The 26,661-nt window shown below is 72.8% G+C and carries 20 protein-coding genes; 12 read left to right on the top strand and 8 right to left on the bottom strand.

What is annotated here, in order from left to right:
• Nucleotides 1-75 precede the first annotated feature (75 nt).
• Nucleotides 76-1,272, top strand: a complete 1,197-nt coding sequence (locus ABFY03_RS11310; protein ID WP_319011868.1) for an NAD(P)/FAD-dependent oxidoreductase — start codon at nucleotides 76-78, stop codon at nucleotides 1,270-1,272.
• Between the two features lie 117 nt (nucleotides 1,273-1,389).
• Here ABFY03_RS11310 and ABFY03_RS11305 read toward each other — a convergent pair whose 3' ends face one another.
• On the bottom strand, nucleotides 1,390-2,301 hold the full coding sequence (locus ABFY03_RS11305; protein WP_346169812.1) for a phosphatase PAP2 family protein: 912 nt from the start codon (nucleotides 2,299-2,301) through the stop codon (nucleotides 1,390-1,392).
• A 97-nt stretch (nucleotides 2,302-2,398) separates the two neighbouring features.
• Nucleotides 2,399-3,421 (bottom strand): LacI family DNA-binding transcriptional regulator, encoded by a 1,023-nt coding sequence (locus ABFY03_RS11300; protein ID WP_319011870.1) that lies wholly within the window; start codon nucleotides 3,419-3,421, stop codon nucleotides 2,399-2,401.
• A gap of 424 nt (nucleotides 3,422-3,845) precedes the next feature.
• Here ABFY03_RS11300 and ABFY03_RS11295 point away from each other — a divergent pair, with 424 nt between their 5' ends.
• The 8 genes from ABFY03_RS11295 to ABFY03_RS11260 all read left to right on the top strand — a co-directional run bounded on the left by ABFY03_RS11295 (nucleotide 3,846) and on the right by ABFY03_RS11260 (nucleotide 17,429).
• On the top strand, nucleotides 3,846-5,123 hold the full coding sequence (locus ABFY03_RS11295) for an extracellular solute-binding protein (RefSeq protein WP_319011871.1): 1,278 nt from the start codon (nucleotides 3,846-3,848) through the stop codon (nucleotides 5,121-5,123).
• Between the two features lie 19 nt (nucleotides 5,124-5,142).
• Entirely contained in the window at nucleotides 5,143-6,156 is a 1,014-nt protein-coding gene (locus ABFY03_RS11290; RefSeq protein WP_319011872.1) for a carbohydrate ABC transporter permease, read from the top strand.
• Nucleotides 6,157-6,182: 26 nt separating this feature from the next.
• Entirely contained in the window at nucleotides 6,183-7,022 is an 840-nt protein-coding gene (locus ABFY03_RS11285; protein ID WP_319011895.1) for a sugar ABC transporter permease, read from the top strand.
• A gap of 48 nt (nucleotides 7,023-7,070) precedes the next feature.
• Nucleotides 7,071-8,720, top strand: a complete 1,650-nt coding sequence (locus ABFY03_RS11280) for a glycoside hydrolase family 13 protein (protein WP_319011873.1) — start codon at nucleotides 7,071-7,073, stop codon at nucleotides 8,718-8,720.
• The gene (locus ABFY03_RS11275) at nucleotides 8,708-9,775 is read left to right on the top strand and encodes a LacI family DNA-binding transcriptional regulator (RefSeq protein ID WP_319011874.1); all 1,068 of its coding nucleotides are present in this window, start codon (nucleotides 8,708-8,710) and stop codon (nucleotides 9,773-9,775) included. The genes ABFY03_RS11280 and ABFY03_RS11275 overlap by 13 nt, the downstream gene beginning before the upstream one ends.
• 140 nt (nucleotides 9,776-9,915) lie before the next feature.
• Complete coding sequence (locus ABFY03_RS11270; protein ID WP_319011875.1) at nucleotides 9,916-11,631, top strand: carbohydrate-binding module family 20 domain-containing protein; 1,716 nt, start codon at nucleotides 9,916-9,918, stop codon at nucleotides 11,629-11,631.
• A gap of 70 nt (nucleotides 11,632-11,701) precedes the next feature.
• Nucleotides 11,702-16,996, top strand: a complete 5,295-nt coding sequence (gene pulA, locus ABFY03_RS11265; protein WP_346169811.1) for a pullulanase-type alpha-1,6-glucosidase — start codon at nucleotides 11,702-11,704, stop codon at nucleotides 16,994-16,996.
• Between the two features lie 100 nt (nucleotides 16,997-17,096).
• Nucleotides 17,097-17,429, top strand: a complete 333-nt coding sequence (locus ABFY03_RS11260) for an isomerase (RefSeq protein WP_319011877.1) — start codon at nucleotides 17,097-17,099, stop codon at nucleotides 17,427-17,429.
• Here ABFY03_RS11260 and ABFY03_RS11255 read toward each other — a convergent pair.
• Nucleotides 17,414-18,133: a TetR/AcrR family transcriptional regulator gene (locus tag ABFY03_RS11255; RefSeq protein ID WP_346169810.1), complete on the bottom strand. Its 720-nt coding sequence runs from the start codon at nucleotides 18,131-18,133 to the stop codon at nucleotides 17,414-17,416. The two genes, ABFY03_RS11260 and ABFY03_RS11255, sit on opposite strands and share 16 nt — an antisense overlap.
• A 37-nt stretch (nucleotides 18,134-18,170) precedes the next feature.
• Between ABFY03_RS11255 and ABFY03_RS11250 the strand changes: the two genes are divergently transcribed.
• Entirely contained in the window at nucleotides 18,171-18,647 is a 477-nt protein-coding gene (locus ABFY03_RS11250) for a hypothetical protein (protein WP_346169809.1), read from the top strand.
• Nucleotides 18,648-18,650: 3 nt separating this feature from the next.
• Here ABFY03_RS11250 and ABFY03_RS11245 read toward each other — a convergent pair whose 3' ends face one another.
• The 4 genes from ABFY03_RS11245 to ABFY03_RS11230 all read right to left on the bottom strand — a co-directional run bounded on the left by ABFY03_RS11245 (nucleotide 18,651) and on the right by ABFY03_RS11230 (nucleotide 23,684).
• On the bottom strand, nucleotides 18,651-19,712 hold the full coding sequence (locus tag ABFY03_RS11245) for a PDR/VanB family oxidoreductase (RefSeq protein WP_346169808.1): 1,062 nt from the start codon (nucleotides 19,710-19,712) through the stop codon (nucleotides 18,651-18,653).
• On the bottom strand, nucleotides 19,712-20,596 hold the full coding sequence (locus ABFY03_RS11240; protein WP_319011881.1) for a metal-dependent hydrolase: 885 nt from the start codon (nucleotides 20,594-20,596) through the stop codon (nucleotides 19,712-19,714). The genes ABFY03_RS11245 and ABFY03_RS11240 overlap by 1 nt, the downstream gene beginning before the upstream one ends.
• A gap of 192 nt (nucleotides 20,597-20,788) precedes the next feature.
• Entirely contained in the window at nucleotides 20,789-22,774 is a 1,986-nt protein-coding gene (locus ABFY03_RS11235) for a hypothetical protein (protein WP_319011882.1), read from the bottom strand.
• Between the two features lie 109 nt (nucleotides 22,775-22,883).
• Complete coding sequence (locus ABFY03_RS11230) at nucleotides 22,884-23,684, bottom strand: tyrosine-protein phosphatase (RefSeq protein ID WP_346169807.1); 801 nt, start codon at nucleotides 23,682-23,684, stop codon at nucleotides 22,884-22,886.
• Between the two features lie 276 nt (nucleotides 23,685-23,960).
• Here ABFY03_RS11230 and ABFY03_RS11225 point away from each other — a divergent pair, with 276 nt between their 5' ends.
• Nucleotides 23,961-24,524 carry a hypothetical protein gene (locus tag ABFY03_RS11225; RefSeq protein WP_346169806.1) on the top strand — a complete coding sequence of 188 codons (564 nt, stop codon included), beginning with the start codon at nucleotides 23,961-23,963 and terminating at the stop codon, nucleotides 24,522-24,524.
• 60 nt (nucleotides 24,525-24,584) lie between these two features.
• Entirely contained in the window at nucleotides 24,585-26,051 is a 1,467-nt protein-coding gene (locus ABFY03_RS11220) for a PepSY-associated TM helix domain-containing protein (RefSeq protein ID WP_346169805.1), read from the top strand.
• On the opposite strand, the gene ABFY03_RS11215 is transcribed toward ABFY03_RS11220, so the two are convergent.
• Nucleotides 26,048-26,569, bottom strand: coding sequence for a winged helix-turn-helix domain-containing protein (locus ABFY03_RS11215; protein WP_319011886.1), 522 nt, complete (start codon nucleotides 26,567-26,569; stop codon nucleotides 26,048-26,050). The two genes, ABFY03_RS11220 and ABFY03_RS11215, sit on opposite strands and share 4 nt — an antisense overlap.
• Between the last annotated feature and the right edge of the window lie 92 nt (nucleotides 26,570-26,661).

The raw sequence follows: 26,661 nt of genomic DNA, 5'->3' as shown, positions 1-26,661 counted from the left end.
CGCGGGGCCGTCCGGTTCAAGGTGCGAAACCACGCCGGAGAACGGCGCGGACCCCGCGCAGACAGGAGCACGGTCATGCAGCACCGCATCGTCGTCCTCGGAGCCGGCTACACCGGAGCCGTCGCCGCCGGCCGCCTCGCCAAGCGGCTGCACCGCGAGGACGTGCGCATCACCCTCGTCAACCCCGAGCCCGACTTCGTCGAGCGCGTCCGCCTGCACCAGCTCGCGGCCGGCCAGGACCTCACCCCCCGCCCCTTCGGCGAGATCTTCGACGGCACCGGCGTCGAGCTGAAGCTCGCCCGGGTCGCCGCCGTCGACGCCGACCGCAAGGCCGTCACCCTCGACACCGGCGACGGACGCGAGGAGCTGGCGTACGACTCCCTGGTCTACGCCCTCGGCAGCGGCTGGAACCACGGAGGGGTCCCCGGCGTCGCCGCCCACGCCCACGAGCTGGCGAGCCGCCCCGGAGCCCTCCGGCTCCGCGCCCGCCTGGCCGAGCTGCGGGCGGGCGGGACCGTGGTGGTGGTCGGCGGCGGGCTGACCGGCCTGGAGGCCGTGACCGAGATCGCCGAGAGCCGCCCCGACCTCGACGTGGCCCTGGTCGCGCGCGGCGCCCTCGGCGACTGGCTCTCCGCGAAGGGCGGCGCCCACCTGCGGAAGGTCACGGCCGGGCTCGGCATCACCGTCCACGAGCACCAGGCGGTCGCCGAGGTGGCCGCGGACCGGCTGACCACCGCCGACGGGACGGTCGTCCCGGCCGACGTCACCGTCTGGACCACCGGCTTCGCCGTCCACCCGCTCGCCGAGGGCACCGGCCTGGAGCTCGCCGCCGACGGCCGGATCGTCGTCGACGCCACCATGCGCTCGGTCTCCCACCCCGACGTCTACGCCATCGGCGACGCGGCCACGGCCGTCGGCCCGGGCGGCAAGCCGCTCCGGATGTCCTGCGCCTCCGGCGTCCCCATGGCCTGGCAGGCCGCCGACGCCCTCGCCGCCCGGCTCACCGGCGCCAGGGTGCCCGAGATCTCCATCCGCTACGCCCAGCAGTGCGTCTCGCTCGGCCGCGGGGAGGCCCTGATCCAGTTCGTCACCGCGGACGACCGGGCCAAGGAGAAGGCCCTCACCGGTCGCCTCGCCGCCCGCTACAAGGAGCTCATCTGCAAGGGCGCCGCCTGGGGCGTCGCCCACCCGACCCTCGGCCTCCCCACCCGCCGCCGGCGCGTGGTCCGGCAGGCGGCCGCGGCCCCGGTCCGCGAAGAGGCCGCCGCCTGAGACGGATCGTCGACCTCGGCGACCCGACCGGCGCCCGCGCCACCGAGCAGCCGATGCCGCTCTGGCCGCGCCTCTGCGGTGCGCTGGGCACCGGCGACTTCGACGTCGCCGTCTGCGTCACCGGCCGGAGCCGACCGGCTCCTCCTGGTCGGCGGCCTCCGGCGTGGCCGGCCCCTTCGCGGGGGCGGACGCAGCCGGTTCGGCGACCGTCAGGGGCTCGATCTGCTTCGACAGGCGGTGCGGCCAGGTGCCGTACCAGCAGTAGGCGACGAGGAAGCCGAAGCCGAGGCAGATCATCCCGCCCACGGCGTCCAGCCAGAAGTGGTTGGCGGTCGCGACGATCACGACCAGGGTGGCCGCCGGGTAGAGCATGCCGAGGATCCGGGCCCACGGCGCCCTGGCGAGGAAGAAGATGGTCAGCCCGCACCAGAGCGACCAGCCGATGTGCATCGACGGCATCGCCGCGTACTGGTTCGACATGTGCTTGAGGTCGCCGGAGGCCATCGAGCCCCAGGTGTGGTGCACCAGGACGGTGTCGACGAAGTCCTTGCTCTCCATCAGCCGGGGCGGCGCGAGCGGATACAGGTAGTAGCCGACCAGGGCCACGGCGGTGGTGGCGAAGAGGACGGTGCGGAACGCCGCGTAACGGCCCGGCTGCCATCGGTACAGCCACACGAGCACACCGATGGTGACGATGAAGTGCAGCGTCGCGTAGTAGTAGTTCATCGTCACGATGAGCCATGTCACCGAGTTCACGGCGTGGTTGACCGCGTGCTCGAAGGCGAGGCCGAGGGACTCCTCGGTCCGCCAGATCCAGTCCGCGTTCTTCAGCGCCTCGGCCTTCTGCTCCGGCACCGCGTTGCGGATGAGCGAGTACACCCAGTAACTGACGGCGATCAGCAGCAGTTCGAACCAGATGCGGGGGCGCCGGGGGCTGCGCGCACGCAGCCACGCCCACCGGCCGTCGGCCACGATGGGTGACGACGGGGTCGTCCGGTCGTCCAAACTCTTCACGGTCGTTTCACCCATAGGCAGAGAGTTTGCCAGATCCACGCCCCCCGACCGATCATCCCTCGGTCGGGTGTGCGGCGCACCCTGTCCGCCTGAGGGACGACATACCCCGGTACTACGGGGCGGGCGGCGCCGAGGCCGTGGAGCCGCGGACCACCAGCTCCGGCATGAAGACGAACTCCGAGTGCGGGGCCGGGGTGCCGCCGACCTCCTCCAGGAGGGCGCGGACCGCCGCCTGCCCCATCGCCTGCACGGGCTGCCGGATGGTGGTGAGCGGCGGATCGGTGAAGGCTATGAGGGGCGAGTCGTCGAAGCCGACGACGGAGACGTCCCGGGGCACCTCGAGCCCCTGCTGCCGGGCCGCCCGGATCGCGCCGAGCGCCATCATGTCGGAGGCGCAGACCACCGCCGTGCAACCCCGGGAGATCAGGGCCGAGGCCGCCGCCTGGCCGCCCTCCAGGGTGTAGAGGGAGTGCTGGATCAGCTCCTCCGACTCCTCCGGGGTGAGACCGAGGCGGTCCCGCATCCCCTTCTGGAAGCCCTCGATCTTGCGGAGCACCGGCACGAACCGCTTCGGTCCGACGGCCAGTCCGATCCGGGTGTGGCCGAGGGCGGCGAGGTGGGTGACGGCCAGCTGCATCGCGGCCCGGTCGTCGGGGGAGACGAAGGGCGCCTGCACCTTGGGGGAGAAGCCGTTGATGAGGACGTACGGGACGCCCTTGCCGCGCAGCTGGTCGTAGCGGGAGGTGTCCGCCGTGGTGTCCGCGTGCAGACCGGAGACGAAGATGATGCCGGAGACCCCGCGCTCCACCAGCATGTCGGTGAGCTCGTCCTCGGTGGACCCGCCGGGGGTCTGGGTGGCGAGCACCGGGGTGTAGCCCTGGCGGGTCAGGGCCTGCCCGATGACCTGCGCGAGCGCCGGGAAGATGGGGTTGTCCAGTTCGGGGGTGATGAGCCCGACCAGGCCGGCGCTGCGCTGGCGCAGCCGTACCGGTCGCTCGTAGCCGAGCACGTCGAGGGCGGCAAGGACGGATTCACGGGTGGCCGTGGCCACACCGGGCTTGCCGTTGAGCACGCGGCTGACTGTGGCTTCACTGACCCCCGCCTGGGCTGCGATGTCGGCGAGCCGCGCGGTCATGACAGTGGACTGTACCGGTCACAGCGCGTATTGCCCACCAGTCGGGCGGCCGCCCTTCGGGCCGCGGGGGACCGCAAGGCAACCGCAAGGTCTTGCAGGTCTTGCGGTGGGAGGCGTGAGGCGGCCGTTCCGGAAGAAACGATTCCGCTCACCGGAAGGAGTGCCTCCGGGGTCACGTACGGCGGGAGATACCGGACGAAGGGGCGGAAGAAGCCCTTCCGCGCCGCTGTCAAGCGGCCCGACGGCAACCTTCGGGACACGTGGATGTAACGATCCCCGGTCCTTGCAGAAATTTCACGCAAGGTCTTTCGGCTCGTTTTCATCCCTGTTACGTTCCTGGCAACCCGGAGCGCCGCGAGGGAGCGGTCGCAATGAGGAAGGTTCCAGCCCCTCGTCTCCCCGGGATCATGTTGAAGGAGTTCACATGCGGCGTGGCATAGCGGCCACCGCGCTGGTCGCGGCCCTGGGCGTCACCCTGGCGGCGTGCGGCGGGAGCGACAGCGGTTCCACCGGCGGCTCGAAGAGCTCGGGCGAGCTCTCCGGCACCGTGACCTGGTGGGACACCTCCACGGTCGGCTCCGAGGACAAGGTCTTCAAGAAGCTTGCCGAGGGCTTCACCAAGAAGCACCCCAAGGTCACGGTCAAGTACGTGAACGTGCCCTTCGGTGAGGCGCAGAACAAGTTCAAGAACGCCGCGCAGTCCGGCTCCGGCGCCCCCGACGTGATCCGCTCCGAGGTGGCCTGGACCCCCGAGTTCGCCGACCTCGGCTACCTCGCCCCGCTGGACGGCACCCCGGCGCTGAAGAACCAGGACGACTTCCTGGCCCAGGCCGCCGCCTCCACCAAGTACAACGGCAAGACCTACGCCGTCCCGCAGGTCATCGACTCCATGGGGCTCTTCTACAACAAGAAGATCTTCAAGGAGGCGGGCGTCGAGGCTCCGAAGAACATCGCCGAGCTGAAGACCGCCGCCGCCAAGATCAAGGAGAAGACCGGCAAGACCGGCCTGTACCTCCGCGGCGACGACGCCTACTGGTTCCTCTCGTTCCTGTACGGCGAGGGCGGCGACATGGTCGACGCCGAGAACAAGAAGATCACCATCGACAACGAGGCCGGCGTCAAGGCCTTCAAGACGGTCAAGGACCTCGTCGACTCGAAGGCCGCGATCACCGACGCGACCAACGGCTGGGACAACATGCAGGCCGCCTTCAAGGACGGCAAGGTCGCGATGATGATCAACGGCCCGTGGGCGCTGGCCGACACCTACGCCGGCAAGGAGTTCGCCGACAAGGCGAACCTCGGCATCGCCCCGGTCCCGGCCGGTTCCGCCGGCCAGGGTGCCCCGCAGGGCGGCCACAACCTCGCCGTCTACGCCGGCTCCAAGAACCTGGACGCCTCCTACGCCTTCGCCGAGTACATGTCCTCGGCCGAGTCCCAGGCCCAGGTCACCAAGGAGCTGAGCCTCCTCCCGACCCGCCAGTCCGTCTACCTGCAGTCGGAGGTCGCGGGCAACGAGAAGGTCGGCTTCTTCAAGCCGGCCGTCGACAAGGCCGTCGAGCGCCCCTGGATCCCGGAGGGCGGCAGCCTCTTCGCGCCGCTGGTCACCGAGTACACCAAGGTCCTGACCGGCCAGACCACCCCCGAGCAGGGCGCGAAGACGGTCGGCGACGGCTACCGCAAGCTCCTGAAGGACTGGAAGTAAGAGGAAGGCTGACCGGCTGATGGCTGTGGACACCCCCAGCCAGTCGGTGGCGAAGGCCGCGGGCGACCACGTCGCCCGCGGCCGGAGCCGCGGGACTGGACCGAAGCGGCGGGCACCGAAGCGCTCCCTCGCCACCCACTGGTACGCCTGGGCGATGGTCGCCCCGGTGGTGATCGTGATCGCCGTGATCATCGGTTACCCGCTGGGCCGCGGCATCTACCTGTCGCTGACCGACGCCAACGAGCGCAACGTCGCGCGCAGCATCGGCGTCAACGAGATCCCGGCCACCTACGAGTTCGTCGGCCTGGACAACTACGCCGACGCGATCACCGGCAGCCAGTTCCTCGCCACCCTGGGCTGGACGGTCGTCTGGACCGTCTCCTGCGTGGCGATCACGTTCGCCCTCGGTCTGACCCTGGCGAACATCCTCAACCGGAAGATCGCCGGCCGTTCCTTCTACCGGATGATGCTCATCCTGCCCTGGGCGGTCCCGGGCTTCGTCTCGGTCTTCGCCTGGCGCTTCCTCTACGACGAGCGCCGCGGCATGCTCAACCAGATCCTCTCCGGCGTCGGCCTCGACGCCGTCCCGTGGCTGAACGACCCGCTGATCGCCAAGGTCTCCGTCATCGCGGTCAACGTCTGGCTCGGCGTCCCCTTCATGATGGTGGCCCTCCTCGGCGGGCTCCAGTCCATCCCCGGCGAGCTCTACGAGGCCGCCGAGATGGACGGCGCCAACGCCTGGCAGCGCTTCCGGCACATCACCATGCCGGGGCTGCGGTCCGTCTCCACGACGGTGGTCCTCCTCTCCACCATCTGGACCTTCAACATGTTCCCGGTGATCTTCCTGCTCACCCGGGGCGGACCGGGCGAGGCGACGCAGATCCTCGTCACCCAGGCGTACAAGTTCTCCTTCGAGATCAGCCCGCGCGACTTCGCCCAGTCGTCCACGTGGGGCGTCCTGATCCTGGTGATCCTGATGATCTTCGCCGCGTTCTACCGGCGCGTCCTCCGCAAGCAGGGAGAAGTCTGGTGACCGCCACGACCCCCACCGCCCGGCCCATGAACACCCCGGTCCGCGGCCGCCGCTCGCCGCTCTCCTCCGTGGCGCTGCACCTCACCCTGATCGTCGCCTCCGTCATCGCCGTCTTCCCGGTGCTGTGGGTCCTGCTGACCTCGCTCAAGCCGGCGAAGTACGCGAGCACCACGGACTTCTTCAAGGAGACGACGTTCGAGAACTACACGAACCTGCTGAGGGACACCCCGTTCCTCACCTGGTTCGGGAACTCGCTCCTCGTCGCCGCGCTCACCACCGTCGTGGGCGTGTTCATCTCCGCCACCACCGGCTACGCGGTCAGCCGCTTCCGCTTCCCCGGCAAGCGCGGGATCATGTGGACCCTGCTCGTCACGCAGATGTTCCCGGTCGCCGTCCTCATCGTGCCGATCTACAACATCATGTCGTCGATGGGGCTGCTCAACGAGCCGGCCGGCCTGGTCATCACCTACCTGACCATCGCCGTCCCGTTCTGCGCCTGGATGATGAAGGGCTTCTTCGACGGCATCCCGCGCGAGATCGACGAGTCGGGCTACGTCGACGGGCTCACCCCCTTCGGCACCTTCTGGCGGCTGATCCTGCCGCTCGCCAAGCCGGGCATCGCGGTGACCGCCTTCTACTCCTTCATCACCGCCTGGGGCGAGGTCGCCTACGCGTCCGCCTTCATGGTCGGCGACGAGAACCTGACGCTCGCCGGCGGTCTGCAGAAGTTCGTCAACCAGTACGGGGCCCAGTGGGGTCCGATGACGGCGGCCTCCGTCCTCATCGCCATCCCCGCGGCCCTGGTGTTCCTCTTCGCCCAGCGCCACCTCGTCACCGGCATGTCCGCCGGTGCCGTCAAGGGCTGACGGTTGAGCGACCCACTTGTACGCCACTCCTTACCTCCCAGGGAAGACATGACCCAGCATCTCGCCGCCCCCGCCGCCTCCACCACCGGCACCGACACGGGCTGGTGGAGAGAAGCGGTGATCTACCAGGTCTACCCGCGCAGCTTCGCCGACGGCAACGGCGACGGCATGGGCGACCTGGTGGGCATCCGCAGCCGGCTGCCGTACCTCAAGGAGCTCGGCGTCGACGCCGTCTGGCTCTCCCCCTTCTACGCCTCCCCGCAGGCCGACGCCGGGTACGACGTCGCCGACTACCGGGCCATCGACCCGATGTTCGGCTCGCTGCTCGACGCCGACGCCCTGATCCGCGAGGCCCACGACCTGGGCCTGCGCATCATCGTCGACCTGGTCCCCAACCACTCCTCCGACCAGCACGAGTGGTTCCAGCGCGCCCTGCGCGAGGGCCCCGGCTCCCCGCTGCGCGAGCGCTACCACTTCCGCCCCGGCAAGGGCGAGAACGGCGAGCTGCCGCCCAACGACTGGGAGTCCATCTTCGGCGGTCCCGCCTGGACCCGCGTCGAGGACGGGGAGTGGTACCTGCACCTCTTCGCGCCCGAGCAGCCCGACTTCAACTGGGAACACCCGGCCGTCCGCGACGAGTTCCGCTCGATCCTGCGCTTCTGGCTCGACATGGGCGTCGACGGCTTCCGCGTCGACGTCGCCCACGGCCTGGTCAAGGCCGCGGGCCTGCCCGACATCGGTGCCCACGACCAGCTGAAGCTGCTCGGCAACGACGTCATGCCCTTCTTCGACCAGGACGGCGTCCACGAGATCTACCGCTCCTGGCGGCAGATCCTCGCCGAGTACGACGGGGAGCGCATCCTCGTCGCCGAGGCGTGGACCCCGACCGTCGACCGCACCGCCCACTACGTGCGCCCCGACGAGATGCACCAGGCGTTCAACTTCCAGTACCTCGGCACCCACTGGGACGCCGCGGAGCTCCGCACCGTGATCGACGCCTCGCTGGAGGCGATGCGCACCGTCGGCGCCCCCACCACCTGGGTGCTCTCCAACCACGACGTCACCCGGCACGCCACCCGCTTCGCCAACCCGGCGGGCCTCGGCACCCAGCTGCGCACCCCCGGCGACCGCGAACTCGGTCTGCGCCGCGCCCGCGCCGCGACCCTGCTGATGCTGGCGCTGCCCGGCTCCGCCTACCTCTACCAGGGCGAGGAGCTGGGCCTCCCGGACGTCACCGACCTGCCCGACGAGGTCCGCCAGGACCCGTCCTTCTGGCGGGCCAGCGGCCAGGACGGCTACCGCGACGGCTGCCGGGTGCCGATCCCGTGGACCACCGAGGGCTCCTCGTACGGCTTCGGCGACGGCGGCTCCTGGCTGCCGCAGCCGGCCACCTGGGGCGGGCTGAGCGTCGAGGCCCAGACCGGCGACCCCGGTTCCACCCTGGAGCTGTACCGCAGCGCGCTCGCCGTCCGGCGCGAGCGCCCCGAACTCGGTGCGGGCGTGGCCGTGGAGTGGCTGGAGGCACCCGAGGGTGTGCTCTCCTTCCGCCGCGACGGCTTCGTCTGCACCGCCAACACCACCGGCCGGGCCATCACCGTCCCGCTGCCCGGCCGGTATCTGCTCGGCAACGACGAGGTCCGCGTCGTCGACGATCAGGCGGAGATCCCCGCCGACACCACCGTCTGGTGGGCGGTGTGACGATCCCCCCGCCGCGGGGCACCGGCAACGGTGCCCCGCGGCTCGCGGACATCGCGGCCCAGTCCGGGGTGAGCGAGGCCACCGTCAGCCGCGTCCTCAACGGCAAGGCGGGGGTGGCCGGCGCGACCCGGCACAAGGTGCTCGCCGCGCTGGACGTGCTCGGCTACGAACGGCCTGTACGGCTCCGGCGCCGCAGCGCCGGCCTGGTCGGACTCGTGGTGCCCGAGCTGACCAACCCGATCTTCCCGGCCTTCGCGCAGGTCGTCGAACAGGTCCTGGCCGGGCACGGCTACACGCCGGTGCTCTGCACCCAGATGCCCGGCGGCGCCACCGAGGACGAGCTGGTCGACCAGCTGGTCGAGCGCGGCGTGGCCGGCATCGTCTTCCTCTCCGGGCTGCACGCGGACGCCTCCGCCGACCCGGCGCGGTACGCCCGGCTGACCGAGCGGGGGGTGCCGTACGTCCTCATCAACGGCTACCACGAGCGGATCGACGCCACCTTCGTCTCCCCGGACGACCGGGCCGCGGCCCGGATGGCCGTGCGCCACCTGGCCGAGCTCGGGCACGAGCGGATCGGCCTCGCCATCGGCCCCACCCGGTACGTGCCCTCGCGCCGCAAGGCGGAGGGCTTCGCCGCCGAGCTGTACGAGATGCTGGGCGTCGAGCGGGCGGACGCCGAACGCTTCGTGCGGCCCACCCTGTTCGGCGTCGAGGGCGGGCACGCGGCCGCCGAGATCCTGCTCGACGAGGGCTGCACCGGCATCGTCTGCGGCTCCGACCTGATGGCGCTCGGCGTCGTGCGGGCGGCCCGCGCCCGCGGCCTCGACGTGCCCCGGGACGTCTCCGTCGTCGGCTTCGACGACTCCCCGCTGATCGCCTTCACCGACCCGCCGCTGACCACCGTGCGTCAGCCCGTGCAGGCCATGGCGACGGCGGCCGTCGGCGCGCTCCTGGAGGAGATCGAGGGCAGTCCGGTGCAGCGCACCGAGTTCGTCTTCCAGCCGGAGCTGGTCGTGCGCGGGTCCACCGCGCAGCCCCCGCAACGTCTTGCGTAATCCCTTGCGATGGGCGTGCGCGAAGTATTGACCGCACGCCTGTACGCCCCTACGGTCGCGGCTGAAAACAGTTGCTGAGAATTTCGGCAACTTCTTGCGAACAGCTCTCGACACGACAGGGACGTCGTCCAGGAGGAAGCATGGCAAGAAAGACCGTGGCCGCTGCACTCGCCCTCGTGGCGGGAGCCGCTGCGGCCGTCACGGTGAACGCCCCGGCGCAGGCCACCCCGCCGGGGACCAAGGACGTCACCGCGGTGATGTTCGAGTGGAAGTTCGCCTCCGTGGCCCGCGAGTGCACCGACCGCCTCGGCCCCGCCGGCTACGGCTACGTACAGGTCTCCCCGCCCCAGGAGCACCTCCAGGGCGCGCAGTGGTGGACCTCGTACCAGCCCGTCAGCTACAAGATCGCCGGCCGGCTCGGGGACCGCACCGCCTTCAAGAACATGATCGACACCTGCCACGCGGCCGGTGTGAAGGTCGTCGCGGACTCCGTCATCAACCACATGGCGAACGGCTCCGGCACGGGAACGGGCGGGACCCCGTTCTCCAAGTACGACTACCCGGGCCTCTACTCCGGCGCCGACATGGACGACTGCCGGTCCGCGATCTCCAACTACCAGGACCGGGCGAACGTCCAGAACTGCGAACTGGTCCAGCTCCCCGACCTCGACACCGGCGAGGAGTACGTCCGCGGGAAGATCGCCGGCTACCTCAACGACCTCCTCTCGCTGGGCGTCGACGGCTTCCGCGTCGACGCCGCCAAGCACATGCCGGCCGCCGACCTCGCCGCCATCAAGGCCAAGCTGACCAACCCGAACGCCTACTGGAAGCTGGAGGCCATCCACGGCGCCGGCGAGGCCGTCTCCCCGAGCGAGTACCTCGGCAGCGGCGACGTCCAGGAGTTCCGCTACGCCCGCGACCTCAAGCGGGTCCTCCAGAACGAGAAGCTCGCCTACCTCAAGAACTTCGGCGAGGCATGGGGGTACATGCCCTCCGGCCAGTCCGGCGTCTTCGTCGACAACCACGACACCGAGCGCGGCGGCGACACCCTGAACTACAAGGACGGCGCGAACTACACCCTCGCCTCCGTCTTCATGCTCGCCTGGCCCTACGGCTCCCCGGACGTCCACTCCGGCTACGAGTGGACCGACAAGGACGCCGGCCCGCCGAACGGCGGCCAGGTGAACGCCTGCTACACCGACGGCTGGAAGTGCCAGCACGCCTGGCGCGAGATCTCCTCCATGGTCGCCTTCCGCAACACCGCCCGCGGCGAGGCCGTCTCCCACTGGTGGGACAACGGCAACAACGCGATCGCGTTCGGCCGCGGCGGCAAGGCGTACGTGGTCATCAACCACGAGTCGTCCGCCCTCTCCCGCACCTTCCAGACCTCCCTCCCGGCCGGCACCTACTGCGACGTGCAGTCGAACACCCCCGTGACGGTCAACGCCGCCGGCCAGTTCACCGCCACCCTCGGTGCCAACACCGCCCTCGCCCTGCACACCGGGGCCACGGGCTGCGGCGGCGGAACCACCCCCACCACCCCGCCGACCACGGCCCCCGCCACCACCGGCGCCTCCTTCAACGTCACCGCCACCACCGTGGTCGGCCAGAACATCTACGTCGTCGGCAACCGCGCCGAACTCGGCAACTGGGCCCCCGCCTCCGCCCTCAAGCTCGACCCGGCCGCCTACCCCGTGTGGAAGCTGGCCGTGAACCTGCCCGCCGGAACGGCCTTCGAGTACAAGTACCTCCGCAAGGACGCCGCCGGGAACGTCACCTGGGAGTCCGGCGCCAACCGCACCGCGACCGTCCCCGCCTCCGGCCAGGTCGTCCTGAACGACACCTTCCGCAGCTGAGCACCCTCCCTCCGCAGGGCCGCCCCGACCGGGGCGGCCCCCTCTTCCCGTACCTCCAGGGAGCACCCTCGTGATACCCAAGAGAACGGCGGTGGCGCTCGCCGCCGCCCTGTGCGCCGCCCTCGTGCCCGCCCTCCCCGCCACCGCCGCGCCCCGCCCGCCCGCCCCGCCGTCCGACCGGGCGCTCGCCGCCGAACCGGCCCGCCAGGACCTCACCCGCGAGCAGTTCTACTTCGTGCTCCCCGACCGGTTCGCCAACGGCGACACCTCCAACGACCGGGGCGGTCTCACCGGCAGCCGTACCGCCACCGGCTTCGACCCCGCCGACAAGGGCTTCTACCAGGGCGGCGACCTCAAGGGCCTCACCCAGCGCCTGGACTACATCAAGGGCCTCGGCACCACCGCCATCTGGATGGCGCCGATCTTCAAGAACCGGCCCGTGCAGGGCGAGGGCAAGGACGCCTCGGCCGGCTACCACGGCTACTGGATCACCGACTTCACCCAGGTCGACCCGCACTTCGGCACCAACGACGACCTGAAGAAGCTGATCGCCGCCGCCCACGCCAAGGGCATGAAGGTCTTCTTCGACGTCATCACCAACCACACCGCCGACACCGTCGACTACGCCGAGAAGAAGTACGGCTACCGCCCCAAGGGCGCCTACCCGTACCTCGACAAGGACGGCCGGCCCTTCGACGACCGGACCGCGATCGGGAAGGTCGACGCCGACTCCTTCCCGTACACCCCCGTCGAGCGGACCGGCGACAAGGTCCCCGCCTGGCTCAACGACCCCACGATGTACCACAACCGGGGCGACTCGACCTGGCAGGGCGAGTCCGCCGAGTACGGCGACTTCGTCGGCCTCGACGACCTGTGGACCGAGCGTCCCGAGGTCGTCGAGGGCATGAAGAGGATCTACGAGACCTGGGTCCGCGACTTCGACATCGACGGCTTCCGCATCGACACCGTCAAGCACGTGAACCTCGACTTCTGGACCCAGTGGGCCACCGCGCTCGACGCCTACGCGAAGAAGCGGGGCCGCGAGGACTTCTTCATGTTCGGCGAGGTCTACTCCGCCGACACCACCGTCACCGCCCCCTACGTCACCCGCGGCCGGCTCGACGCCACCCTCGACTTCCCCTTCCAGGACGCCGCCCGCGCCTTCGCCTCCCAGAGCGCCGGCGCCGACCGCCTCGCCAGGGTCTTCGCCGAGGACTTCCGCTACACCACCGACAAGGCCAACGCCTACGAGCAGGTCACCTTCCTCGGCAACCACGACATGGGCCGCTTCGGGACCTTCCTCAAGCAGGACAACCCGGACGCGAGCGACGCCGAACTCGTCCAGCGCGCCCGGCTCGCCAACGAGCTGATGTTCCTCTCCCGCGGCAACCCGGTGATCTACTCCGGCGACGAGCAGGGCTTCACCGGCGCCGGCGGCGACAAGGACGCCCGCCAGACCCTCTTCGGCTCCCAGGTCGCCGACTACCTCGACGACGACCAGCTCGGCACCGACCGCACGCACGCCTCCGACGCGTACGACACCGGCCACCCCGTCTACCGGTCGATCGCCGCCCTGTCGAAGCTCACCCGCGAGCACCCCGCCCTGCGCGACGGCATCCAGCGGGAGCGCCACGCCGAGGGCTCCGTCTACGCCGCCACCCGCACCGACGCGAAGCAGCGCGTCGAGTACCTGGTCGCCGCCAACAGCGCCACCGAACCGAGGACCGTCGACATCCCCGTCGACTCCACCGCCTTCCACACCCTGTACGGGGGCCAGGGCGCCGTCACCGCGAAGGACGGCAAGGTCACCGTCACCGTCCCCGCCCTCTCCACCCTGGTCCTCAGGGCCGACGCGCCCCTCCCGGCCGCCGGCGCCCGGCCCGCCGTCACCCTCCGGGCCCCCGCCGCCGGCTCCACCGGCACCGTCGAGCTCAGCGCCGACGTCACCGGCGGCGCCCTCAACCGGGTCGTCTTCGCCGCCCAGGTCGGCAACGGGCGCTGGCAGACCCTCGGCACCGCCGACCACGCCCCCTACAAGGTCACCCAGCACGTCACCGCGCCCGCCGGCACCCCGCTCCGCTACAAGGCCGTCGTCGTCGACGCCGCCGGACGCACCGCGAGCGCCACCGCCGCCACCACCGCCGGCGCGCCCCCGGCCCCCGAGAAGCCGGTCGCCGTCGAGCGCCCGTACGCGATCGTCCACTACCGGCGCGAGGACGGGAACTACGACGGCTGGACCCTGAACGCCGCCGGACAGCGCGCCGCCTTCACCGGCCGCGACGCCTTCGGCGCCTTCGCCTGGGTCAAGCTCCCCGAGGGCGCCTCCTCCGTCGCGTACACCGTCGAGAAGGACGGCACCGCCGACGGCCCCCAGCGGACCGTCGACCTCGGCCGCACCGGCGAGGTCTGGGTCACCCAGGGCCAGGACGGCCAGTCCGACACCAACCCGGCCCCCACCACCCCCGACAAGACCAAGGCCGTCCTCCACTACCAGCGCGAGGACGGGAACTACGACGGCTGGGGCCTCCACCTGTGGACCGGCGCCGCCCAGCCCACCGACTGGTCCAAGCCCCTCCTGCCCACCCGGATCGACGCCTACGGCGCCGTCTACGAGGTCCCGCTGGCCGAGGGCGCCACCTCGCTCTCGTACATCCTCCACAAGGGCGACCAGAAGGACCTCCCCACCGACCAGTCCCTCGACCTCGCCGCCACCGGCCACGAGGTCTGGCTGCTCGCCGGACAGCCCAAGCACCTCCTGCCGACCTCCGGCGGCGCCCCCGCCCTCGACCTCGGCAAGGCCGAGGCGCAGTGGATCGACCGGAACACCGTCGTCTGGAAGGTGAAGGCGAACGACTCCACCAGCCAGCAGCTCGTCTACGCCCCCGAGGGCGGCATCACCGTCGCCGACGGCGCCCTCAGCGGCGAGGGCCGGTGGCTGCGGCTGAACGCGGGCAGCCTCACGGACGCGCAGAAGGCGAGGTTCCCGCACCTCAAGGACTACCCGGCCTTCACCGTCGACCCGCGCGACGCCGACCGGATCCGCGCCTCGCTGCGCGGCCAGCTGATCGCCACCCAGCGCGCCGCCAACGGCGCCCTGCTCGCCGCCACCGGCGTCCAGACCGCCGGAGTCCTCGACGACCTGTACGCCGCCGAGGCCACGTCCCAGGCCCTCGGCCCGGTCTTCCGGGGCGGCCGGCCGACCCTCTCCGTGTGGGCCCCGACCGCCCAGTCCGTCGCCCTCGAACTCGACGGCCGGACCGTCCGCATGCGGCGCGACGACACCACCGGCGTCTGGTCCGTCACCGGCGACCGCTCCTGGAACGGCAAGCCGTACCGGTACGTCGTCAAGGTCTGGGCGCCCACCGTCCAGAAGCTCGTCGAGAACCGGGTCACCGACCCCTACTCCACCGCGCTCACCGCCGACTCCGCCCGCAGCCTCGTCGTCGACCTCGCCGACCCGAAGCTCGCCCCCGCCGGCTGGAAGACCCTGCGGAAGCCGGCCGCCGTGCCGCTCCGCGACGCCCAGATCCAGGAACTCCACGTCCGCGACTTCTCGATCGCCGACCCCACCGCGGAGGCCGGCCACCAGGGCACCTTCCTCGCCTTCACCGACCGGGACAGCAAGGGCTCGCGGCACCTCAAGGCCCTCGCCGACTCCGGCACCTCCTACGTCCACCTGCTCCCGGCCTTCGACATCGGCACCATCCCCGAGAAGAAGTCCGACCAGACCGCCCCCGCCTGCGACCTGAAGGTCTACGCCCCCGACTCCGAGGAGCAGCAGGCCTGCGTCACCGCCGCCGCCGCGAAGGACGCCTACAACTGGGGCTACGACCCGCTGCACTACACCGTCCCGGAGGGCTCCTACTCCACCGACCCGAACGGCACCCGCCGCACGGTCGAGTTCCGGCAGATGGTCCAGGCCCTCAACGGGCAGGGCCTGCGCACCGTCATGGACGTCGTCTACAACCACACCGTCGCCGCCGGACAGTCCGACAAGTCCGTCCTCGACCGGATCGTGCCCGGCTACTACCAGCGCCTCCAGGCCGACGGCACCGTCGCCACCTCCACCTGCTGCGCCAACACCGCGCCCGAGAACGCCATGATGGGCAAGCTCGTCGTCGACTCGGTCGTCACCTGGGCGAAGCAGTACAAGGTCGACGGCTTCCGCTTCGACCTCATGGGCCACCACCCGAAGGAGAACATCCTCGCCGTCCGCAGGGCGCTCGACGCCCTGACCGTCGAGAAGGACGGCGTCGACGGCAAGGCGATCGTCCTCTACGGCGAGGGCTGGAACTTCGGCGAGATCGCCGACGACGCCCGCTTCGTCCAGGCCACCCAGAAGAACATGGCCGGCACCGGCGTCGCCACCTTCTCCGACCGGGCCCGGGACGCCGTCCGCGGCGGCGGCCCCTTCGACGAGGACCCCGGCATCCAGGGCTTCGCCTCCGGCCTCTACACCGACCCCAACACCTCCGCCGCCAACGGCACCCCCGAGCAGCAGAAGGCCCGCCTCCTGCACTACCAGGACCTCATCAAGGTCGGCCTCACCGGCAACCTCGCCGGCTACACCTTCACCGACACCTCGGGCCGCACCGTCAGGGGATCCGAGGTCGACTACAACGGCGCCCCGGCCGGCTACGCCGCCGCCCCCGGCGACGCCCTCGCCTACGCCGACGCCCACGACAACGAGACCCTCTACGACGCCCTGGCGTTCAAGCTGCCGGCCGGCACCTCCGCCGCCGACCGGGCCCGCATGCAGGTCCTCGCCATGGCCACCGCCACCCTCTCCCAGGGCCCGGCGCTCTCCCAGGCCGGCTCCGACCTGCTCCGCTCCAAGTCCCTCGACCGCAACTCCTACGACAGCGGCGACTGGTTCAACGCGATCCACTGGGACTGCCGCGACGGCAACGGCTTCGGCATCGGCCTCCCGCCGGCCGCCGACAACAAGGCCAAGTGGGGCTACGGCAAGCCGCTCCTCGCCCTCCCGAACCTGACGCCCGGCTGCGCCGACATCGACGGCGCCTCCGCCGCCTACCGGGACCTCCAGAAGATCCGCTCCACCGAGCCGGCCTTCTCGCTCGCCACGGCCGGCCAGGTGCAGTCCGCCCTCTCCTTCCCGCTCTCCGGCACCGGCGAGACCCCGGGCGTGATCACCATGCGCCTCGGCGACCTCGTGGTGGTGTTCAACGCGACCCCGGGCGAGCGGAAGCAGACGGTCCCGGGCCTGGCCGGCACGGCCTACGCCCTCCACCCCGTCCAGGCAAACGGCTCCGACGCCGTCACCAGGACCGCCTCCTACGAGACCGGTTCGGGCACCTTCACCGTCCCGGCCCGCACGGTCGCGGTCTTCAAGACCACCGGCTGACGCCCCTCCCCGGAACACGGGCCCCGGCCGCCCCTTGTGCGGCCGGGGCCCGCGCCGTAAAGCTGTGGCCCGACATCCCGCACCACCAGGAGAAACCGTCATGCCGCAGATCACCGTCGACTACTCCGCGCCGCTGGACCGGCGCGGCCTCGCGCTCGCCCTGCACGCGCTCGTGGCGGAGGTCACCGGCGCCCCGCTCGCCGCCTGCGCGACCCGCTTCCGGGAGGTCGAGGAGACCGTCGTCGGCGACGGCGCCGTCGAGCGGGCCGTGGTGCACGCCCACATCGCCCTGCCCTGGGGCCAGTACGACGAGACCAAGCTCCGCCTCTCGAAGGCCGCGCTGCCCCTGCTGTCCCGTCACCTCAAGACCACCGACCGGGTGCGCCTCTCGGTCGAGATCCGCGACCTCGACGCGTCCTACCGCGCGGGCTGAGCCGGCACGCCCGGGGCCGGCGCCAGTGCGAGCAGCCGGCCCACCAGCTCCGCGAACGGTCCGTCCGCCGACTCCTCCGCCAGGATCGCGGTCAGCACCCGCGCCGCCTGCTCGTCGTAGACCGCGCTCACCGCCGTGAGCGCCGCGAAGTCGTGCACCAGCTTCTGCTCCAGCTCCGCGCGCGGCACCCGCCGCCCGTCCAGCCACAGCAGCGCCGTCGACTCCGCCAGCGACACCCAGGACCGCACGACCAGTTCGAGTCGCGGCGACGGCTCCGCCACCCCGAGATGGGCGACGATCTGCTCGTAGGCCGCCTGCCGCACCTCGTCGATCATCGCGTTGGTCGTCGACGAACCCACCGCGGGACCACCCCGCATCAGCGCCGCGAAACCCGGCCCGTGGTCGTCGACGAAGTCGAAGAACCGGCCCATCACCCGCAGCAGCCGCGCCCCCAGCGGGCCCTGCGGCGGCTCCAGGAAACGGGCCGCGAGCTCGTCGGCCGCGCGCCGCAGCGCCGCCTCGTACAGGCTCTGCTTGCCGGGGAAGTAGTGGTAGACCAGCGGCCGGGAGATGCCCGCGGCGGCGGCGATCTCGTCGATGGACACCTCGTCGGGGGAGCGGCTGCTGAAGAGTTCGAGGGCCACCCCGATCAGCTGCTGCTTGCGCTCCTCGACGCCCATCCTGCGCCGCACACCGGTCGTCATACGAACAGCCTATCGGGGTCCGTTACGCTCCTCGTTCATGAGCGCTTCCGACCAGTCCACGCCGGCCGCCGAGAGCCCCGTGACCGACGAGCCCGACGAACTCGACGAGGCGACGGAGGACCCGGCCGAGGACGAGGCCGAGGACGTCGACGAGGGCGACGACCACGCCGCCGACGAGGACATCGACGAGGACATCGACGAGGCCGAGGGCGAGAGCGACGAGGACGACGAGGGCGAGGAGGCCGCGGACCCCGCCGACGGCATGACGCCCACGCAGGCGAGGCGGCTGCGCGTGGCGGCCGCCTCGGTCCTGCTCGTGGTGATGGGCGTGGTCCTGGTGATCCGCCTCGCCAGCCGGACCTCCGTGCTGGTCGTCGGCGTCTACGGACTCGCGATGATCCTCTGCGGCATCGTCATCGAGCTCTCCCGCAACGGCCGCACCCGGCTCGGCACCTGGCTCCTGGTGAGCGGCCTCGCGGCCGCCCTCGCCTTCGACTGGCTGATCCTGCCCTGACGTTCAGAGGTCCAGGACGAGCTTCTTCCCGGCACAGCGCGAGACGCAGATCAGCATCGAGTCCGCCCGCTCCGCGTCGGTGAGGAGCTCGTCCCGGTGGTCGACCTCCCCGTCCAGGACGGTCTGCCGGCAGGTGCCGCAGAAGCCCTGCGTGCAGGAGTACATGAGGCCCGGCACCTCCTCCCGTACCGCCGCGAGCACCGACTGGTCGGCGGCGACTGCCACCGTCCGCCCGGAGCGCCGGAGTTCGACCTCGAAGGGGGTGCCGTCGGCGGGCGCGACCGCCGAGAAGCGCTCCAGGCGCGGCGCCCGGCCCTCCGGCATCGCGGCGGCGACGGCGTCCATCAGCCCGTCGGGTCCGCAGCAGTAGACCTGCGCCTCGGCCGGCACCTGCGCCAGGAAGGACAGGTCCGGATACCCGTCCTCGTCCTCCGCCACCACGGTCACGCGGTCCCCGCCGATCCGGACCAGATGGGCCAGGTACGGCATCGAGGCGCGGGTCCGGCCGCAGTAGACCAGCCGCCAGTCCGCGCCCGCCGCCTCCGCGGCCCGCACCATCGGCAGGACCGGGGTGATCCCGATGCCGCCGGCGACGAAGACGTACGCGGGGGAGGAGACCAGCGGGAAGCGGTTCCGGGGACCCCGGACCTCGATCTCGACGCCCTCGTGGAGCTGTTCGTGCACCTCGCGGGAGCCGCCCCGGCCGCCCTGCTCCTCCGCGATGAGCCGGGCCGCGATCCGGTAGACGTCCGGCTGCGCCGGATCGCCGCAGAGCGAGTACTGCCGGATCTGCCCCGAGGGGAGGACGAGGTCGAGGTGGGCGCCCGGCTCCCAGGACGGCAGCCGCTCGCCCTCCAGGCGCAGTTCGACGACGCCCGCGGCGGGGACGGCCCGGCCGGTGACGAGCACCCGGCGCGGGACGGTCGCCCCGCGCCCGTACCCGGAGACCGGCGTCTCCAGGGAGGGCAGCGGCCAGAGCGGCGCGCTCGTCATGCGGGAGCGGACCGCCCGGCGGACGAGGAGCGCGGCGCCGGCGGCGAGCGCGACGGTGGTGAACCGGGGCATCAGCGGCCTCCGTTGGCGCCGGGGGAGGCGGCGAGGTAGGCCACGGCCTGCGCGGTGTCGCCCTCCTGGGAGGGGTGGTAGGCGCGGCTCAGATAGCGGGGTATCGAGCGCAGCATCGCCGGGGTGGACGGCAGCACGCCCTCGCGGCCCCTGCGGTAGAAGTCCGCCCAGGACGCCTTGGGGTCGAGCAGGGTGGGGTCGTTCTCCAGGAAGAAGCGGACCCCGCGCTGCCAGAGGAAGACCAGCGCGGAGAAGGCGAGCGCCCAGGTGCGGGCGCGCCGCCGGTAGCCCCCGTCGAGATGCATGAACAGCTCGAACGCCACGGCCCGGTGCTCCACCTCCTCGGCGCCGTGCCAGCGCAGCAGATCCATCATCATCGGGTCGGCGCCGCGCCGGTCCAGCTCGTCGGCGTTGAGCACCCAGTCGCCGAGGAAGGCGGTGTAGTGCTCGATCGCGGCGATCAGCGCGACCCGCTCCATGAGCCACCAGCGGCGGGCCCGTCCCGGCGGCAGCGTCCGGTCGCCGAGCAGCTTCTCGAAGAACCAGTCGACCTGCGCCGTGTACGGCGTCGGGTCGAGCCCCTGCTTCCGCAGGTGCGGCAGCACGTCGTCGTGCGCCTGCGAGTGCACGGCCTCCTGGCCGATGAAACCGATGACGTCCTCGCGCAGCCGGTCGTCGGTGATGTACGGCAGCGCCTGCTGGTAGACGTGCACGAACCACCGCTCACCGGCCGGGAGCAGCAGGTGCAGCACGTTGATCGTGTGCGTGGTGAAGGGATCGCCGGGAACCCAGTGGAGCGGGGTCTCCTGCCAGTCGAAGGCGACCTTGCGGGCCTTGAGCTCCACGTGTTCGGACGCCACCGGTGCAGGCTGCGTATTAGACATGCCGTCAATGTACTGAGGAGTAAGCAGCGGGAACAGTGCCGTGCACGGCCTTTTTCGGCCCTCCGCCCCCGTGCGGGCAGGCGCCCCGCAGGGCCGCGTCCAGGCTTCCGCGCCTGAACCCGCACCCGCGGTACGCCGCGCCACCGCCGCACGTCCGGGCGCAGCGACCGAACGCCCCGCAAACGGCACCGGTCACCGCAACGCCGGCATCCGCCGCCCGTCCTCCAGCGTCGCCGACACCTCCGCCCGCACCCCCGCCCCCGCCTTCGCCGCGAGCACCGCCCCCTCCGCACGCGCGGTGACCCCGCCCTTCACCTCGACCGAGGCCACGTCCGGGCCGCCCGCCGCCAGCACGTACCAGCCGCCGCCCGGCGCCTGCCACAGCGCGCCGGCCAGCACCCTGGGCTCCCGCGGCCCGCACGCCGGGGCGTCCTGCGCGCGGGAGGCGAGCGCGGCCGGCGCCTTCCGGTCCGGCGGCAGGAACTGCGCCAGCACCCGGCTGCCGGTGCCCCGCCAGGTCTCCGCCCGGGTGCACACCCACGTCGCCCGCCCCGCGCCCTCCGGCAGCGTCTGCCGGGCGAACCGCCACGCCTGCACCGACCGGACGCCCTGCCCGACGACCGTCGTCAGCTGGCACGCCGTCCGCGCCCAGGCCGCCCGCGCCTCCCGGCCGGTCGCGTCCACGGGCGCGTCGGGGGTGCCCCACAGCAGCCGGGCGGGCAGCAGTTCGCCGAGGTCGCCGAGGAGCCGGCCGCCGGCATCGTCCGTCAGCTCCAGGGTGTTCCACCGGGCACACTCCTCGGCGAGCGCGGGGCTCGGCACGGCGTCGGTCACCCCGTGCGCGTCCCGCCCGAGCCGCCACGGCTCCTTGGCGGGCATCAGCAGGTCCCGCACGGAGGCACCGGTCACCCAGGGCGCGGTCAGGTAGCGCACGTTCCCGGCCGCCCGCGTCACCACGACGGCGGCGGCGCCGGGCCCCTCGGCGGCATCGGCGCGTGCGAAGTCGAGCCCGGCGCCGGCGCTGCCCTCCACCGGCTCGGCGTACCGCACGATCCGCAGGCCGTCGTGGAAGAGCACCACCCGGGCCGCGTCCACCCGCCCCGCGAAGAGGAGTTGCGGCGGCCCCATCGGCGGCCCGACCGGCGTCCCCGGTGTCGCCGACGACTCCACGGCCCCGCCGGGCCGCGCCCACACGGCGAGCGCCCGACGCAACAGCGCGGTGTCCCCGGTGAGTTCGCCGCGCGCGGGCCACACCGAGAAGTCCCGGCGTACGGCCCCGGGCCAGACGGCCGGCGGGACCCGCTTCACCTTCGCCGGATCGAGCGCGGCCTCGGCGGCGGGGTTACGGGCGTAACTGGGCGCAGCAGCACCGTTTCTGCCCCATCCGTCGCCGGGCAGCCCGAGCAGCGCGCCGCACACCAGCAGCGCGACCACCCCCACGAGCGCGGCCCGCCCGTGCTGCCGGCGCCGGAGCAGGTCCCCGGGCCGCGCCTGCAGGGTGCAGGGATCGAACTCCGCCGATTCGAGCAGCGAGGCCCCGCTGAGCCGAGGCCCGGCGCCGCGCTCGTCCGCCGGTTCGCCCTCCAGGCCGCCCTCCGGCCCGCCTTCCGGTTCGTCCTCCAGGGCGGCCAGCTCGGCGAGGGCCGACTCGGGGTCCCCGGCCCCCACGGAGGCCAGGACCCGGAGGACCTCGGCGTCCCCCTGGCGCTCCAGACCGCGCAGCACGTACGCGGCGCGGGCGGGCGCGGAGAGCCGGGAGAGCAGCTGGTCCAGGGCCAGTTCGTCGGCCCCGCCGGCCCGCGGGAACAGCCGCAGCCCCCACACCTGCGGCAGCAGCGGCGGCAACTGCGCCCGGCGCGGCAGCGCCCACCGCCGCAACGGCAGCCCGGCCACCAGCGCCTGCCGCAGCACCTCGCCGCGCACGTACGCGTACCCGGGGTCCACCGCGTCCTCCGGCCGCCGGGCCCCGGGCACGGCCGGCCCCGGCACCCGCCGCCGAGGCAGCGCCCGCTGGACGAGCGCGTGCGCGGTCAGCACCCGCCGGTTCCGCCCCAGCGTCGGCGGCAGGACCAGATAGGCGATGCGTACGAGACGCGGATAGCGCTCGACGAGGGCGGCCTCGGCCTGCTCGACGTCGACGGGCCCCACGGGCGACGGAACGAGATCCTGGGTGCTCACCTTCAGCAGAACGAGCGATTCTTCCGATGGTCACCCCGGCCCCCGCCCCCAACCCCGCCGAACCGCCGTAGCCCTCGCCGAACGCGCCCGCCCGCCGACGGCGGCGCTCCTACGCCGCGTACACCGTCAGGCGTTCCCGGAGCAGGGCGGTCAGGTCGTCGGGGACGCCCAGGCCGTCGCGTACGTAGGCCTCCAGGGAGCCGTGACGGGTCGCCACCTCCTCCAGCGCGGCGTCCAGGTACTCCGGTCGTACGCCGATCAGCGCCAGGACCAGCTCGGGGTCGCCGCCCTGGGTGACGAAGCCCTCGATCAGGGGCGCGAACGCCTGCCGCACCGCCGGGTTGACCGCCAGGTACTCCTCCCGGACGGTCGCCTCGTCCGCGCCGAGCAGGCCGAGCACCACCGTCGCCGCCCAGCCCGTCCGGTCCTTGCCCGCCGTGCAGTGGAAGAGCAGCGGGCCCGCGCCGGGCGTGGCCAGCTCGGTGAGGAGGGCCCGGTAGGAGGCGCGGGCCGAGTCGCTGGTGACGAAGGCCCGGTAGGTGCCCCGCATCGCGTCGACGATCCGCCCGCCGCCGAGGTGCCGCTCCGCGAGCGCCGGATCGCCGAGCAGCGTCTTGAGCCGCGCGGCCGGCGGCAGCCCGCTCGCCGCCAGCTGGTCCGCGAGCACGTCCGCGACGACCGCCCGCGCCCCGTCCGGCAGCCGGTCGGGCCGGTCGACCCGCTCCGCCTCGGTCCGCAGGTCGACGACGGTGCGGATCTTGAGCCCGGCCACGGCCTCCTCGTCCGGCTCCAGCCGGTCGAGCTGCGCCGACCGCAGCACGAGCCCGGACCGTACGGAACGCCCGTCGCCCAGCGGGAGACCGCCGAGGTCCCGCAGATTGGCGACGGAGGTGGCGGGTATCGCGGGCATGGGGTCGGGCTCCTCCCGTCGCGCGGTTCTCCTCCGACCGTAAGCGCCCCGGCCCGACTCGGCACCACAAGCCCGTCCCCTCCCGCCGGGAGCGCCGAGGGCGCCGGGACCGCCCGTGGACAGTCCGGTCCGTACCATCCACAGGCGGTCTGCCCCGTCCTCCGGGCGGGTGACACGATGTCCCCGATGACGCATCCCCGGTCGCCGCTGCGCGCCCTGCGAGCCGCCCTGTTCGCGGTCGTATGCGCTGTACTGGCAGCCGTGGGGCATTCGTCCATGTCTGCGCACTCCCTCGACCCGCTCACCCTCCTCACCGCCCTGGCCGCGACGGGCGCGGTCGCCTGGTGCGCGGCCGGCCGTCGCCGGGGCCCCGTCGCCTGCGCGGGCGCCACCCTCGCCGCCCAGGGCGTCCTCCACCTCGCCTTCTCCCTGACCGGAGCCCACACCCCGGCCGCCACCCCGCCGCACACGGGCCACCTGGCCCACATGCCGCAGCCGGCCGGCGCGGCCCCCGCCCCCGACGGCCTCGCCGCCCTCACCGACGGCGGCGCCGGCATGCTCGCCGCCCACCTCCTCGCCGCGCTGCTCTGCGGGCTGTGGCTGGCCCGCGGCGAGGCCGCCTTCTTCGCGCTCGCGGAGGCCGCGCTCACCCCGCTCCGGCACCTCCTCGCCGTGCCGCTCGGCCCCGCCGGCGCCCCCGCCGACCCGCGCCGCCCGGTCCGGCGGCCCCGCCGCGACGCCCGGCGTCCGCACGTCGTCGTCCTCGCGCACGTCCTCTCCCGGCGCGGCCCGCCCCGGCCGTCCGTCCCCCGCGCCACGGTCCTCGGTCCGCTCGTCTGACGCCGGGGGCCGCTTCCCCCTGCCCGACGGCAGACCCCTCACGAGACACCGAGGACAGTCATGACCATCGACGATCCCGCACGCCCCGACACGACCGAGGCACCCCCGGGAACCCCCGCAACACCCACCCCCGCCCCCACACCCGTCACCCCGCGCCGCCCCGGCGCCTGGCGCGCCCTGCGCCCGCTCCTCCTCCGCCTCCACTTCACCGCCGGCCTGCTCACCGCCCCCTTCCTCCTCGTCGCCGCGCTCAGCGGACTGCTGTACGCGCTCTCCTTCCAGGCCGAGAAGGTGGTGTACGCGCACGAGCTCGAGGTTCCCGTCGGGGACGCCGTCCTCCCGCTGGAGCGCCAGGTCGGCGTCGCCCGCGAGGCGAACCCGGACGGCACCGTCACCGCCGTCTGGCCCGCCGCCGAACCGGGCGCGACCACCCGCGTCCTGATGGCCGACCCCGACGCGCCCGAGGGCACCTCGCTGGCCGTCTTCGTCGACCCGTACACCGGTGAGGTGCGCGGACAGCTGCCCAGCTACGGCAGCAGCGGCGCCCTGCCGCTGCGCACCTGGATCGACGGGCTCCACCGCGACCTGCACCTCGGCGAACCCGGCCGGATCTACAGCGAACTGGCCGCGAGCTGGCTGTGGGTGCTGGTCCTCGGCGGTCTGGTCCTCTGGGTCGCCCGGCGCCGCACACGGCGGCGGGCGCTCCTGCTGCCCGAGGGCGGCCCGAAGTCCCGCCGCCGCACTCTCTCCTGGCACGGCGCGGTCGGCCTCTGGGCGGCGCTCGGGCTGCTGCTGCTCTCCGCGACCGGCCTGACCTGGTCGCGGTACGCCGGCGAGAACATCGGCACCCTTCAGGACGGCCTGGGCGGCGCGACCCCGGCCCTGTCGGCGGGCGCCGCCCCCGGCGCGGGCTCCGAGCACGCCGGCCACGGCACCGGCCATCAGCACGGAACGGACCCCGCCCCGGCGACCGCCGACATCGGCGTCGACCGGGCGGTGGCGGCCGCCCGCGCCGCCGGTCTCGACAGCGCCTCGATAGCGGTGACGCTGCCCGTCGAGGGCAGCGGCTACGTCGTCAAGGAGACCGACAAGCAGTTCCCGGTCGAGCTGGACTCGGTCGCCCTGGACCCGGCCGACGGCACCGTCCTCGACCGGCTCCGGTTCGCGGACTACCCGCTCCTCGCCCAGCTGACCCGGATCGGCATCGACGCCCACACCGGCGTCTTCCTGGGTCTGTTCAACCAGGTGGCGCTCGCCGCCCTCGCCCTCGCGCTGGTCCTGATGATCCTCTGGGGCTACCGCATGTGGTGGCTGCGCCGCCCGCGCCGGCCGGTGGGCCGGGGCGCCTGGCGGAAGGTGCCGGCGACGCTGATGCTGCCCCTCGCGGCGGCGACCGCCCTCGTCGGCTGGTTCGTCCCGCTGCTCGGCCTCAGCCTGCTGGTGCTGCTCGCCGCGGAGGTCGTCCTCACCCTGGTGACCAGGGCGAGGACGAGGAAGGAGACCCTGGCCCCCCAGGTCCGGGGCTAGGGCAGGTACTTGTAGCCGACCCGCCGCACGGTCTGGATCGTGTGGCGGTGCTCGGCGCCCAGCTTCCGCCGCAGCCGCGCCACATGGACGTCGACGGTGCGCCCGTCGCCCACGTGCCCGTACCCCCACACCGTCTGCACCAGCTGGTCGCGGGTGTGCACCCGGTGCGGGTGGGCGACGAGATGGGCGAGCAGCTCGAACTCCAGATAGGTCAGATCGAGCGCCCGCCCGTCGACGGTGGCGATCCGCCGCTCGCCGTCGATGGAGACGGGCCCCTCGGGGAGACCCCCGGGTTCGGGCTCCGGCTGCCGGTCGGCCGGCAGCAGCACCAGGTACCCGACCATCGGCGGTCGGCCCGGCAGCACGGGCAGGGCGTGCGGCGGCGCCGGCAACAGCGTGGCACCCGGCGGCAGGAAGTCCGCGACCCGGGCCATCCCGGCGGCCTCGTCGGGCGCGACGGCACGCAGACGGGGACGGGAGGCGGCGAGCGGGGCGGCGGCGGTCTGGGTGTGGGCCATGGAAGTCTCGGCTTTCTCGCGCGAAGAAACGGACGGACAGACGTCGTACGTCACTGCGCGTCGGCCGAAGGCCGGACCGGACACGTCTCCGG

This window comes from Streptomyces roseofulvus (genome assembly GCF_039534915.1).
In the GTDB taxonomy this organism is placed as follows: Bacteria; Actinomycetota; Actinomycetes; order Streptomycetales; family Streptomycetaceae; genus Streptomyces; species Streptomyces roseofulvus.
The sequence above is the reverse complement of the archived record's forward strand: the minus strand, read 5'-3'. Positions and strand labels throughout refer to the sequence as shown.

Bases quoted from the DNA above. Each gene is read 5' to 3' on its own strand.
- ABFY03_RS11285 (WP_319011895.1), top strand. From the start codon at position 6,183: ATGAACACCCCGGTCCGCGGCCGCCGCTCGCCGCTCTCCTCCGTGGCG.
- ABFY03_RS11250 (WP_346169809.1), top strand. From the start codon at position 18,171: ATGAGCGCTTCCGACCAGTCCACGCCGGCCGCCGAGAGCCCCGTGACC.
- ABFY03_RS11290 (WP_319011872.1), top strand. From the start codon at position 5,143: ATGGCTGTGGACACCCCCAGCCAGTCGGTGGCGAAGGCCGCGGGCGAC.
- ABFY03_RS11270 (WP_319011875.1), top strand. From the start codon at position 9,916: ATGGCAAGAAAGACCGTGGCCGCTGCACTCGCCCTCGTGGCGGGAGCC.
- ABFY03_RS11230 (WP_346169807.1), bottom strand. From the start codon at position 23,684: ATGCCCGCGATACCCGCCACCTCCGTCGCCAATCTGCGGGACCTCGGC.
- ABFY03_RS11220 (WP_346169805.1), top strand. From the start codon at position 24,585: ATGACCATCGACGATCCCGCACGCCCCGACACGACCGAGGCACCCCCG.
- ABFY03_RS11215 (WP_319011886.1), bottom strand. From the start codon at position 26,569: ATGGCCCACACCCAGACCGCCGCCGCCCCGCTCGCCGCCTCCCGTCCC.
- ABFY03_RS11245 (WP_346169808.1), bottom strand. From the start codon at position 19,712: ATGCCCCGGTTCACCACCGTCGCGCTCGCCGCCGGCGCCGCGCTCCTC.
- ABFY03_RS11255 (WP_346169810.1), bottom strand. From the start codon at position 18,133: ATGACGACCGGTGTGCGGCGCAGGATGGGCGTCGAGGAGCGCAAGCAG.
- ABFY03_RS11300 (WP_319011870.1), bottom strand. From the start codon at position 3,421: ATGACCGCGCGGCTCGCCGACATCGCAGCCCAGGCGGGGGTCAGTGAA.
- ABFY03_RS11240 (WP_319011881.1), bottom strand. From the start codon at position 20,596: ATGTCTAATACGCAGCCTGCACCGGTGGCGTCCGAACACGTGGAGCTC.
- ABFY03_RS11305 (WP_346169812.1), bottom strand. From the start codon at position 2,301: ATGGGTGAAACGACCGTGAAGAGTTTGGACGACCGGACGACCCCGTCG.
- ABFY03_RS11260 (WP_319011877.1), top strand. From the start codon at position 17,097: ATGCCGCAGATCACCGTCGACTACTCCGCGCCGCTGGACCGGCGCGGC.
- ABFY03_RS11295 (WP_319011871.1), top strand. From the start codon at position 3,846: ATGCGGCGTGGCATAGCGGCCACCGCGCTGGTCGCGGCCCTGGGCGTC.
- ABFY03_RS11310 (WP_319011868.1), top strand. From the start codon at position 76: ATGCAGCACCGCATCGTCGTCCTCGGAGCCGGCTACACCGGAGCCGTC.
- ABFY03_RS11280 (WP_319011873.1), top strand. From the start codon at position 7,071: ATGACCCAGCATCTCGCCGCCCCCGCCGCCTCCACCACCGGCACCGAC.
- ABFY03_RS11225 (WP_346169806.1), top strand. From the start codon at position 23,961: ATGTCTGCGCACTCCCTCGACCCGCTCACCCTCCTCACCGCCCTGGCC.